The following is a 13812-nucleotide window of genomic DNA, read 5'->3' on the forward strand; positions in this document are numbered from 1 at the left end:
GGATTGCAAAGGTATAGGATAAGATTCAGAATAACAAAAATATTTTGACTTCTGCATTCCCGTCTGCATAAAAAATGGCACTGCTGTACAGCAGTGCCATTAAGATAAAAGGTACAGGTTTTATTTTTTAATCATTTTAATTGCAGTACCATTTTCAAACGTCAGGACGTACAGGCCGGAAGCCAGTCCTGCAGTATTTACCTGAACAGCATTACTGCTCAGGGTAACCTGGCGTATAACCTTTCCGGAAAGATCAGTCAATACTGCTTTAGTACCTACCAGGGCTGCATCAGGAGCCGACACTACAAACGACTGATCGAAAGGGTTTGGTGCAACAGACGCTGCATCAGCTCTGCTAAACTGCAGTACTGATACATTACTGTAGGTACGGCCGCCATTTTCGTCGGTCAGCAGCAGGCGATAGTAGTTATTACCCTCTGCCGGGCTGATATCTGTAAATGCATATTGTTGCGTACCATTACCGATACCCTTCTGTGCACCAATGAGCTCAAAGGTACGGCCGTCGCGACTACGCTCTAACTGGTATACCGGTACAAAACCCTCTTCGGTTACGGTCCAGTTGAGGACAGCAGTACGCCCTTTACCCTTCTCTGCATTGAATGCAAGCAGATGCAACGGCAATGGCAGCGCACTGGAAGTACTGGTCACACGACCCAGCGTAGTTCCGGCAAAGTCCTGGCTGATAAAGCTGGAACCCGTATTAACCGTACTGCCCGTTGTAGTGGTCCATTGTGTCCAGGTAGAGCCGGGTGCTGCAGAAGTAAATGCCACCTGCATTAAGGCTTCTGTATTTGTACCCAGTTCTGAAATATTATAAAAGAAGCCGGCATTACCATTATATACCACCGGACTGGAAAAGTTAAATACCCTTCCAATACTGGTAGCTCCGCTGGTGCCGACAACAGGAGTAGCTGTCCTGGTCAGTACAGTTGATGTAAGGGTCAGATCCGAAGAAGGAACCAACACCAGTTGATCTGCACTTAAGGTTGTACCACTCAATATCGTCATACCCGAAGTCTCGACGCTCAGTTGTGCATGCAAGGATACAGGCAAAACTGCCGCCAGCAACAGGCTGCATATTTTGTTGTGCATAATGTAATTATTTAATGATTTTCAAATAGTTTTTCTTTTTGGCAGCCATTACAGTTGCTGAATCGTCATATAATTACTTGCACCACCACTTAATGTGGCTGCACCCAGCAGGCCGAACATCTGCAACTGCAGTACATCTCCTGCGGCAAGCGTCACGATAGCCTCGGAACGGAAGTTGTTCAATGAAATCGTCGGAGAAATTGTCAGGGCAGCAATACCGGAACCATTTACAGTAACGCGTGTACTTAACAACAATGAGGCTGTTGTAGACACGTTATAGCTGATGCGATATGCACCTGCAGCAGGCACGGTAAAGGAAGTGTTGCCACCATTAACCGTAATACCGCTCAAGTATTGAGCATCGGGCAGCGGAACATTCGTACCACCCAATATAACAGCAATTACCGAACTGCTGGTATTGGCTGCTGAAGCTTTTGCTAAAGAGCTGGAGCCTGCGTCTGCGGTAGTGGTCATACGCAACCATTGAGAATTGACGTACATCCATAAACCAATAGGGGCATCTGTCTGATACACCATCAGACCCTGTGCCGGTGTAGTGATACCGGTACGCTGTGTGGCGGTCATACGAGGAATCAGCATACCTCTTGTTGTGGATTGAATGTCTAATGCGGCAGTGGAGTTAGGTGTTGGGGTTCCGATACCTACCTGCGCGCGCGCGGCGGAGAATGTCAGCCCGGCTAAGGCTGACAAAAGGATAAACTTTTGTTTCATAATTTGCTAGTGGTTAATTGTTTCGGGGTAAAGGTAGCCAATAGAACAATATTTCACACAAATATGTAAAACATAATTATTTTTTAAAGATTAACGAAGGTTAATAAGAGACAATAAAATAAATACTGGCAAATATTTTAGGTGATTATCATTAAAAATAATTACACTAAAAAGTGAATTATATATAAAAATGTATGTACTGTAACCAGATTACAGATTCCATATTGCCCTAGGACAGGAGCAATATAAAGGGCATAGCCTGCTGGCTATGCCCAAAGATTTTTGCTTAGTTTGTATGCTGTAAACACTCTTAAATACTAACAGCGGGACAAAAATCTTGGCAGCAAAGATATGTAAATCACTAACATACATCTGACTTAAAAAGATACTTTAACATTTATTCCACCGATCCTCATCAAATAAGCAGCAGTGAAGACATTTTCTGTTGTCTTTGGAACCACAAAAGATACGCAGGATACTTACTGCTAATTTTCAACACAAAAAAGCCGGCTATAGAAATAGCCGGCCATTCTCCTCATAGATTAACCAAAAATCTGCTTAGTCCATGATTTTATGAGAGAGCTAATGAAGAGAGTTATGAAGGGAGCTTAATAGCATTATTGAATAACATTTATCTGTTGTGTACGCAAGGTTCCATCTGTCCATATACTGAGCATATACACACCCGATACAATACCCTGCAGGCTGATCATGTTGTTAGCATTGTCCTGTAACTTACCACGCAGCAGCACACGACCCAGGGCATCACGCAACTCATATACATTGCTGGTACTATTACCCTGGAGTACGACATGCACTTCAGCGTTCGCAGGATTAGGATACACACTTATGTTGTTACTGGTACATTTTACGGCATTTATATTCATAACAGGACTGTAACCTGCACTACCGCCTGCTTCTGTGGCTTTGATACGATAGAACCATTTGCCAGATGAAGGCACAACATCTATATAGCTGGTTGCAGTGGCCGGAAGTGTAGCGACATTACTGAACGCCTGCCCGTTGCTACTGCGCTCTATAATAAATTGCAGTACGCTGTTATTATCGGACTTGTATTCCCAGCTGAGGTTTACGGCACAATTATCAGCAGTAACTCCTGTTTTGATAAACGTAACCGGTAATGGTACGCCAGACATGGTATAACTACCAGGTGCGCATAAGCACTGTGCTGTACCCGCTGCTGTAGTCGTTTGTATCCTGGCAGTTACCAATGCACCGGTAGTACAGAATCCGCCGGTTGGTACTGTAATGGTAAAATCATCATAATCACTGCCACCAGTAGCTACACCTTTGGTAAGGGCACGTTTGGCAAATGGTACGGTACTGCTGCCACAGAAAAACTCTACCGTATCGATATTGGCAACTGATGCTTGTGTACCGGTGTTGCTATACGTAAGGTGTATCGTCTGACTTGTGCTGGTGGTCCAGCCTGTTGTTCCGGTACTCATACCGGTAATATTGAGGCTCGGCTTGTTCAAGGTAATAGCTGGTGACATTGCTGATGCGATCACGACACTACTACCGGTACAAGGGGTGCCATTACAACTCAGGGGTGCAATGTCGCGCTTGTAGGCTCCTGTAATGTTTACATTGCCACAACCACTACCACCGGGTACCACATTAAAGCTATAATTAATAGGTGTACTGGCGGCTACGCCTACGGGCATGGCTACTTTCACAATAGTAGTTGCTCCAGCTGTAGTCACATCAGCAGTAAATCCAGAGGTCAGTCCACCTGCATAGTTCATACCTGCAGGCAGGGTGTACATCATTGTATCACCGGCTGCGGTACCGACACTGGTAGGTGTCGTCGTAAGCGAAACGGGAATGGTAGTACCACAAGAAGCGCTGGTGGCACTGCCGAAACCAATGGTTACACCAGCCGATCCGGAAACGGTAACACCATTAATATTTAATGCTGCGGTAGTAGCCGTAACGCCATTACCTGTTGCAACGGAGCCACAAGGCTGGTTACCATAGGCATTAAAGGTGAAGGATGAGCCCGAGGTAAAACCACAGGTCGTTGTAAAGTCCAGTTTAATTTTTGCTTGTCTGTCCCCACCCAGCGGGCTGAAGGCAGGATTGGCCAGAGCCGTACCCAACATGCCGTTTACACCGATGGCAGTATGAGCAGTAAGGTCTATTTTATAACCACCGCCACCAATTGAGCTGATCGCTGCTGGCTGATAGTTGCCACTACCCAATGGGTATTCTACCTGTATGGTAGAGGCCATTATTATACCTGTTGGTGGATAGAAGATTACATAAGGATTTATCAGGTTAGCTGCCTGCGCACTGTTTACGATCAGTAAGGTGCTGTCTGTAGTACACAGATCAATACTGTTGCCTGCGCCTGGCTGACGGGCAACACTCAACTGGATCTGGCTCGGCTGAGGATCAACGTTCAACCATGTTTGTGCTGCAGTACAGGCATAGGCAGAAGGATCTCCGGCCGGATAACCACTACAGTTCCATCCTGCTTTCAGCAAAATACTATCTGATGTACAGTTGGTATATTTGAAGTATACTCTTGCCTGTTGTGTGCTTCCGGTGGTTAAACCTGCTGTGCTTACCTGGTACCATTTGTTGCCGGTACCATAGATAGATGCAACAGGAAGCACCACATTACTTGGCTTCAACACAACGCTGTCTATAGTAATGCCACTAGCAGCAGCTTTTTCCAGTGCCAGCCAGAGATAAGGCGCTGTTTGTGTACTGGGGTTGGCTACCTGCACATCCCAGTAATGCTGCGGTTGAATACCCTGCACCGCACCAGTATTATTTTGAACCGTTACGCTGGGGCGCTTGCTGCCATCAATACCCAAAAAGAATGCATTGTTAGAATAAATAGTGTTAACGGCCATGGCCACACCGGGATTATTGTAATAATAATTCTTACCATAATACTGTTCCAGCAAAGGCAATGGGCCGGTGGTGGTGCCCGCCTCGCAGGTAGATTTGATGCTATAGTTTATGCGACTGTCACTCTGACTTCCATTATAACCAACGTCATTCAAAGGCCAATTTCCGGGGTTGATAAACGTAAGCCTTTGCCCATTGATTATCGGCGCAGCAATAGTAATTGTTCCAGCAGTACTAGTATATGCATCCGCCCACCCGGTATAATTCATCGTGGGGGTAACACTGGCATCATATTGTACGCCCGTGGGCAATATGATCACTACAGAATCTATCCGGTGATTGGGGCGGAATTCATTGTTGAACACCCGGTAGGTTACACTATATCCACTTTGATAAGAAGAACGGGGTGCTGCTGAAGCACAACCCACCAATGTATTGGGTCCACCACCCCAGTAAGTAGTTCCTCCATTTACAAAACCTACAAAACGGATACGTGGGATCAGGTTCAGGCAATATTGCTTTACAGCACTGGCATCATTACTATAAAAATATGAATTGGCATTGGGTGCATACGTGGGAACCCCACCATAAAGCGAATAGGTACCAGGTACACCGGCATTGGTAACAGCATAGGTAACGGCTACCCATACACTATCGCCTACCGAAAGTGTAGTAGGCAATCCGCTCAGGCCGGTAAGGTTCCAGTCCCACTGTGTATGTGTGGCAGTGCTCAGGTCGGTTGGCGAAGGCATGGCCACGCTGGTAATGGTGCCGCTGCCCGCCGCTTTATGATTGTAAGTGCCGCTGATAAATACAAGGGTATTCTGCCCGTTTGCCTTATCCAACTCAAAATTGAAATGTACGTTATTGTATGCTACCGACGATTGCTGTGCACTGTTGGTCACCACCACGGTATCGTAAGGCAATACCGTAGCCAGTTGCAAGGCAGGTATGCTGCTTGGGCTTATCCTTGTAGCCAATGTGGCATCGGTAAAGCCCAGCGAAGCACGTTCGGCCTTGGTAAAAATATTGGCCAGGCCGCCGGGGCATGGGCTAGGGCATACGGCAGGTATGGTTTGTGAACCGCAATAAAGCCGCTCTACGATATCGCCACAGCTACGGGTGTTTACATAATCCATTTCCCAAGAGAAACTTACCGGGCTGCCGCCGCTGCAATCGTACACCAAGTCAAAAGCAAAATCAAAAGGATAGGTAAGATTGTTAGTGCCATTGCGCTTGGTGCGGAACTGGAGAGTGGAACCTGAAACGGTGACATTCGCCGCATCGGACAAAGCCCCACCACGAAATTTGTAGGTGCCGGGCACATAACTAAGGCCGGCTGGCAATGTAAGGGTCAGTTCTAAACTATCTGTCGATTGGTTGACTGCTGTTATATATGCTGCACTATGGGTAATGCTGACTGTAAAAGGTACCCCATTAAAAATTTGCGGTACGGTGCTGATGCTACGAACGGTTGATGTGTATAAAGAACGCTGACCGCCGATGCCATTTGCGGGTAGGCTGGTAGCCGAAGTACCGCACATATCAGTATATGTAATCGTAGCACCTACAGAATTACTGTAAAGTGCTCTTGGGCACAGTGTGCTTGGCTTATAATTTCGGTTGAAGAAAATGGTAAAACTTTTGCCGGGGGCAAGGTCGTCGTACTGGCCATCGCCATCCAGGTCGTCCAGCCCTACACCGGCGCCATCAGGGTCGGTGGCAAACTGGCTGAGGCGGGCACGTACGCTGGCATTGGTCGTGTAGGCGGTACCGAGGGTGTCAACCACTAATGCGGTGCCTGTGCCCGGTGCTGTGCCAAAAGTAAAGTTGCTCAGGTATTCGCCATTGCTGCTAACAAACAGAGGGTTACCCAAGTCGGTAAAACCAAGGTTGGCAATTACATTGTACATAGCCCCGGCATTGCCGCCGCTGCCATTGTTGGTAAACACCGATTTTGAAAGACCTGGTGCAGTAGCACAGGCGCCCAAGAGGGTAACATCGCTGGTAGCTATGCTTAAGTTGGGTACACCTGTGGCCATGGTCACCGCACTGGTGGCGGTTGCTATCTGGCATTGTGAAGCTTTCGTTTTGCCCCACCCTGCACCATAAGCAGTGGCGGCATTACATTTTGCCACATTAATGGGTTCAGCAATAATTACGGTTTCACCATTGCTTAGCAGGTTGTCGCCGCCAAATATTGTCGTGCCGTATATTTTGTAAAACAGCGTATCGCCGCTCGTACTGCTGGGTGTGAACGATACACCATTGGCAGTAATCGCATTGGTACCACTGGTGTTGATCATGCCACCACCAGGGTATACAATGTAATACCGTACAGTATCGGTAGCACCGTTACCACCATTAGTAATAGTGGTGGTGCGGGTGGCGGTGGTACCGATTACTGCATTGGTAAGTGCTGCCGGTGGCGTAAGTGCCAGCGATGGCGACAGCAGGTTATAGGTGTTTACCATAGCCGCCAGCTCGCTGCCATTGCTACAACCACCACTTGTAAATACATACACACTATCCTTAGCTGTAGCAAGATTGCCACAGGTTGCTCTGCGCGCTATGGTAAAAGTTATATGATCACCGGTGGCTGCAATACCACTGATGCTGAAGACCGGATTACGCGGATCGGAAATACTACTTTCCGCAATACTGATTGCTGCTGTACCTCCTGTTTTGATTACGGTACCTGCTGCATAAGTAACTGATGCGGGTAAGGCTACCTTTACGGTTGTAGCACCGGTGCAGGCACCATTAAATACAACCTTAACTGTAAGATTGCCTTGACTGTAGCCCCGGGTAAGATCCTGGGCTGCAGTGGGGTAACTGATTGTGGGTGCCTGGGCATAGTTTCTCTGCGTACTGATTAATGAAAGCAGTAGCAAAATACCTGCCATGAGCATGGTACGATTTTGTTTTACGTGCATTTTAATGTACTATTTAGTTATAAATAAAAAGGACAGGAATCGTGTTTGCTGTTAGCTATACAAAATATAACCGTATCGAAATGTAGCTGACTATCACTCTAGCCAGCCACATCGAATACAAACACTCACCTCACGATCCTGCTTTTACCAGCTTAATATTGATGATTTGTTCTGTGCCATCGGCAACAACGATCTGATAAGTACCGGCTGCCAGGCTACTCAGATCCAGCAGTTCATTACTTCCGGTTGCCTTTTGTTGCAGGATTAACTGACCATTTATTCCAAAGATTTTAATGATCTCTCCTTTATGCAGGTTAGCAATCTGTATCTTATCTTTTGCAGGATTAGGGTATACGCTTATATTCCGGTTATTGTTACACGGAGCACCTATTTTAAGGGTATTACTATAGGCATAGGCACCACCCTCATCGACCATTCTCAATCTGTAATAACTGGTAGTCGATTGCGGTGCACAATTGAAATGATAGTTATTCCCTGTACTTTTTCGGGCAGCCATAACGGTACCTTCTTTATAAAAATCACCACCATTTGTACTGCGCTCTATTTCAAAATGACTGAGATTTTGCTCATAGCCCGTTATCCAGCTCAATTCAGTTGTACAATCTATTGCAGTTGCAGCAAAGGAAAGGAGGCTGACAGGCAGCGGTGTATTACAAAGTGTAGAATTTAAAGTAACCGCCACATTGCGTGTAACGCAGCCACCTGCAATAACTACAGTACATACATAAGTACCATTATCTCCGGCAGAATAATTCGGGAAAATAATCTCCCTGCTGTTAGAGATAAGTGTCCCGTTCTTCTTCCAGGTATAAGTAGCATCTACCATATCCGGAACGCTAAGTGTATATGGAATTCCGACACAAGGTTGCATCGTGTTTACGCTATGCAGCTGGCTGAGTTGACCAATAGTGATTTCTGTAACCGTAGCGGCACCACAGTTATCAGTTATTCTTACAGTGTAAGAAGTGTCTGCGGTAAGGCCTGTTATGGTCTCACTTCCATCGGAGTTATTGGTCAGGTTTACATAGCTGGCATCAGGCTGCGAAGTTTTTTTATAATCTACCTTCAGCGGACCTGCTCCTATAAATGAAAATATTGCACTGCCAGTTGCGAGTGGAGTACCAGCTACACTTTCACAAACCACACCAAGTTTTTTGACAATTTGAGGCCCTGAGCCTCCAGGCAACACATTGACCTGTGATGAGTAAGAGTAAGGGCCACAACCGAACACATTAGTTGTGACAGTGTAGATTCCTGCAGGCAAATTACTATATATCCCACCCGGTGCAGATCCTGTTCCTACAACGGTATTTGCACTGTTCGTGATGGTATAACCGAATGCTCCGTATCCATTATAGGCTGCTTCAACAACTATATCTCCAGTACCTCCGCAAAGCTGTTGCACAGATGCATTGGTATGTTGTATGAGGTTGCTGCCAGGATCAGTCGGCACAGTCACGTTCACTGTATCAGATTGTCCACAACCATTCTCTATCTTAATATAATAAGTGGCACCTGGTATTACATTTGCCCAATGAAAGGTACCAAACCCTATCGCCGTACCCACTACACCAACATTATTGGGGCTTGGCGCAATTATTGTAGGCATGATATTACTTAAGTTTGCCATTGTACCCCCTATTATTACTCCCAAAGTGGTTTGACCTTCAGTACTTGAACAACCTGCAAATGAACTAGCATAAGTTACAGCTACCTGATCTGGAGGCCCTGAGGGTGGCGTCAATGTCAGCACATCACTATAAGAACATGCGTCAGTAGCAGTCGAGGTATAAGTATCAGATGGCAGCCCATCAAAACTATGCGGAATATCTGCCAGGCTATTTGCTGTAAATGTCCCTACAACTACATTAGAGCTGTTTTTTATTACCCAGGTCACAGGAAAAACGTAATATCGATTAACATTCACGCTAATTGAATGTGTAACAGGGTTGCCTGGTGCAACACAGCCTTTTGAGATCATAAAGGTATTTTGGAGAAACTGCGTATTGGCAGCATTGTAAGTATAACAATAAGTACAAGCTGTACCACAAGGTGTGCGCATTACTAAGAGCAAATTTTTACCGTTCGGTATTTTGACCTTATTATCGGATGAAGTATTGTTGTAATGATATGTCTTTACAAATGTACCTTGGACGGGACTTGCACAGGTACCACTATTCTCGTAAATATCCAGATCAATACCTGCTGATGGAAGCGTAGAGAATTGTGTAGCCCCGGTTGGCCCCATGTAAAAGGTTGCGAAGATAGAATCCTGTAATTGAGCACAGGTTAAATTTCCGAACTCCAGGTAAAATTGACTGATACAAACATCCGGGTAGGGATTAGCCACTGTCACCTGCTGGGTCACAAATACGCCACAGGCATCTTTGGTACGTACATTATAGGTCCCAAAAGCGGGAGCCGTAAAAGTGTTGGCCGCAGTGTATGTTAATGTTCCATCTGTAGCAGCAGGATCTCCCTGCCAATAGGCATATGTAAATGGTGTGCTGCTTCCTGTTGCGGATGTGGTTATGGTACCACCCGGCGCACTGGCACTACACACATTATTCACTGTAGAATTGGCTGCCACTTGAGTATAGCTATTGGGAATAGTGATGCTCGTCGTCGCAAATATACCGGGGTCTGCCTGACAGGCTACTTTAACGGTATACGATCCAGGCAACAAACCAACAAATGTATTGTTATTCTGTGCCGAAGTCGGATAACCAACAGGGCCGCTCGTGATCTGGTAAGTGGCTCCGGTACCCGCAGTGGCGTTAATTGTAAAGCCTCCGTTCGAAGGACACGAGGCCGTAGTGACGTTTACGGAACCAATACTGATGCTTGCAGGGCATTGGGCATAACTGCCTGGCATATTGATTAATGAAAGCAGTAGTGCAAGGACTGCCATCAGCATAGTGCGATTTTGTTTTACATTCATATCAATGTATTGTTTTAGTTTATAAATAAAAAGGCAGGGATCGTGTCTAGTCCTGTCGACTATACACAATGTATTAGTGTCAGAATGTAGCTGACTATTACGCTAGCCAGCCACATTGAATAATAACACTCACTTCACGATCCTGCTTTTACCAGCTTAATATTGATGATTTGTTCCGTACCATCGGTAACAATGACCTGATAAGTACCGGTGGCCAGGCTGCTCAGGTCCAGCAGTTCATTGCTTCCTGCTGCCATTTGTTGCAGGATTAACTGACCCGTTATTCCGAAGATTTTAATCATCTCCCCTTTATGAAGATTCGTTATGTGTAGTCTATCCTTTGCAGGATTTGGGTATATATTTATGTTCCGTTCACGGTTACATGGAGCCCCTATTTTAAGGGTATTACTAAATGTATATGCTCCATCTTCATCCACCATTCTCAATCTGTAATAACTGGTAGTCGATTGCGGCGCGCAATTGAAATGATAGTCAGGTTCAATATTATTCTGAGCAGATAATACGGTACCCTCCTTATAGAAATCATTTCCATCAGCACTTCGCTCTACTTCAAAATGACTAAGCTTTTGCTCATGAGCTGTTATCCAGTTCAGCATAGTATTACAATCCTCTGCATGTGCTGTAAAGGACAAGAGTGATACTGGTAATGGTGTTGATGTGGTAATCGTATAGGGAACAAGTGGACTTGTTTTTCCCGCAGCATCTGTAATAGAGTATGTAAATCCAACCGGACTACCAGAAATACCGCTGCCTACTTGTCCGTAGATCACCAGTTTTGCAGGGTCATAGTTGCTGATTACTGTATTGCCGGTAAGCAGTACAGGCCCAGCTCCGAAGTTGTAATACAATTTTGTATTACTGTTAATCGCCCCGACAGTAAAGGTTTTACCTGTATTACAGGCATTCGCCGCAAGACAGTCTTCTGGATCACTGCCAGACAGTTGTCCGCCGGTATTATTATACCCGGTCAGGTTTGTACTGGATGTGGCAATAGATACATATCCGGCAACAACCGGATAACCCGTTGGTGGTAAACTTGCAAAAGCGTCCGATGCTACCGTAAATGATTTTGCCGTAGCGGCTGGCGGTTGCTCTATACCAAAGTTGGCCTGGGTAATATTGCCCGATACCGTCCCTAAAGACAACACTCCATCAGGAGCACCATCGTTACCGGCACAGCCTGCACTGGCCACACAGTTTTGCTCACCTGTGTTTCCCCAGCCCGCCGGCAAAGCCATAACCGGTACCGTGGTTTGTCCTACTGAAACTGTATTAGAAGTAATGTATACACTATAATTATTTTCTGCTTTTACACTAAAGCTATAAGCACCGCCGGCATTTACCGGTACAGTGGCCACCACCTTACCTGTAGTGAAATCATATAAAACGGCATTTAATCCTCCGGCATTGGTACCGGTGCCGTCTACAGTATTGGTGGGTGTACCCTGCAGTCCGTTTGCATCGTTATACACATGGCCGGAAATAGTGATCGGACATGCCGTTAAGCTTACCGCGGCAATACCGAAATCATCAGCTGCATCGCCGGATGAGGTACCGCCCGGATCAAATTCTATAACGAGATTACTATTATTGGGCACAGATGATGGTAATAAGATCTGCCAGTTGGCCAGGTTAATGATGCCAAAACCCTGAGGACTTGCCCCATAGTCAAAAGTGTATCCATTCGCGACACTCCCTGTTGCACCATTCAGATAATTAACCGTTGCAATGTGTCCGTCCGTAGCAGTGGTCCCATCAGTAGTAACGGTTGCATAGGTAAGCCCTCCATACTTAATGGAGAGTACACTTGCCTTGCCGTAATTGTTAATAGTAGGAACACCTGCAATACCATTTCTGACGCCAAGGCTTATGGTAACAATAGCACCTGAGCCCAGCGGATTTACTCCTGTAAAAGCATGGGTAAATGTTTGCGTATTAGAATTATCATGAATGTAGGTATCATTGGATCCGACATCTATGATACCACTCCCAGAACCCACCCAGCCATTAAAGTTGAGCGATGTTATGCTAACGGTACCACTGGGAATATTCGTAAAAATAAACCTGGTATCGGCCATGAGTTCGGTCGTAGCACATGGTGCAGCAGCCGCTGCAAATGTTTTTTTGAAAGGAATGGCCAGCACAGCACATAATACAGACCATCTTACCATGCTTGACCTTAGGGGTATACCTATAATAGTCTGAACCATCATGGTGGGCTCAAACCTGTGTTTGGTAAAATTGCTCATCTAAATCTGCTCAATTAATAATTAATGAATATTTGCAGGGAATTACTTTTTTTCGGTAATTTTATGACTGTTACTATCTCTTCATTTATAGTAACAAGTCTTGCAAATAATTTATCTCTTCTATACGGCCACAAAATTATCGGGCTGAAAAAAAACTTTTTATCCCCCGATTTTGTATATTTTATACCATAATACTAGTAGGTGTATACTTATATTATGCTATTTCCATATTCTTAAAATCAATAAATCTTTGTAAAAACGGATGACAGATTTCTTTAGCAAGCTTAATGAATTGAAGGTCATTATATTAGATGATCACTTACTTTTAACGGAAGGCTTAATCGAGTTATTAAAGCGGATTATCCCAACTGCAGAGATCAATGCTTACGCACAAGTAGATCTGGCAAAGGCTGCAATGAAGATCAGTGCATACGATTTTCTGCTTTGTGATGTTCTTGTCCCGGGCGATAACATCGAAGAGTTTATTGTGTACTGCCGGAAGCATTATCCTGATCTGATTATTATCATGCTGACTAGTGTGATTGACACAGATACAGTCCGGAAATTCTTCAGCTATAATATAAACGGATATATGAGTAAAGGGACAAACTTCTCTGAGTTCAAAATGGCATTAGAAAAAACGTATAAAGGCCAGACTTATATAAGCAGCGACCTGAGTGGCCGTTTGGTATCCAGCATGTTTTTCGAAAAAGAATCGGGCTTAACCCCTAAGGAGCTGGGCCTCCTGCGTCTGATCGCAGCCGGACACAATACTGATAAAATGGCGGCAATCCTGCATATAAGCCCGCATACGGTCTCTGCTCATCGCCGAAGCATCATGAATAAACTGGGCATCCATACCTCATCCGGCCTGGTAAAATATGCCTATGAGCATAAGATTATCTAGCGGCTTACA

6 protein-coding genes are annotated in these 13812 nt (G+C 45.3%); 1 reads left to right on the plus strand and 5 read right to left on the minus strand.

Annotated elements, in window-relative coordinates; translation table 11 throughout:
• Nucleotides 1–120: 120 nt before the first annotated feature.
• The 5 genes from FTD44_RS03180 to FTD44_RS03200 all read right to left on the minus strand — a co-directional run bounded on the left by FTD44_RS03180 (nt 121) and on the right by FTD44_RS03200 (nt 12896).
• Nucleotides 121–1113: a T9SS type A sorting domain-containing protein gene (locus FTD44_RS03180; RefSeq protein WP_222165120.1), complete on the minus strand. Its 993-nt coding sequence runs from the start codon at nt 1111–1113 to the stop codon at nt 121–123.
• A 48-nt stretch (nt 1114–1161) separates the two neighbouring features.
• Complete coding sequence (locus FTD44_RS03185; RefSeq protein ID WP_222165121.1) at nt 1162–1845, minus strand: BclA C-terminal domain-containing protein; 684 nt, start codon at nt 1843–1845, stop codon at nt 1162–1164.
• A 617-nt stretch (nt 1846–2462) separates the two neighbouring features.
• Entirely contained in the window at nt 2463–7664 is a 5202-nt protein-coding gene (locus tag FTD44_RS03190; RefSeq protein WP_222165122.1) for a T9SS type A sorting domain-containing protein, read from the minus strand.
• 130 nt (nt 7665–7794) lie between these two features.
• Nucleotides 7795–10626 carry a T9SS type A sorting domain-containing protein gene (locus FTD44_RS03195; protein ID WP_222165123.1) on the minus strand — a complete coding sequence of 944 codons (2832 nt, stop codon included), beginning with the start codon at nt 10624–10626 and terminating at the stop codon, nt 7795–7797.
• Nucleotides 10627–10760: 134 nt separating this feature from the next.
• Nucleotides 10761–12896, minus strand: a complete 2136-nt coding sequence (locus FTD44_RS03200; protein WP_222165124.1) for a T9SS type A sorting domain-containing protein — start codon at nt 12894–12896, stop codon at nt 10761–10763.
• A 262-nt stretch (nt 12897–13158) separates the two neighbouring features.
• Here FTD44_RS03200 and FTD44_RS03205 point away from each other — a divergent pair, with 262 nt between their 5' ends.
• Entirely contained in the window at nt 13159–13803 is a 645-nt protein-coding gene (locus FTD44_RS03205; protein WP_222165125.1) for a LuxR C-terminal-related transcriptional regulator, read from the plus strand.
• The last annotated feature ends 9 nt before the right edge of the window (nt 13804–13812 follow it).

Origin of the sequence: Edaphocola aurantiacus (assembly GCF_019797745.1) — a bacterium.
GTDB lineage: Bacteria > Bacteroidota > Bacteroidia > Chitinophagales > Chitinophagaceae > Edaphocola > Edaphocola aurantiacus.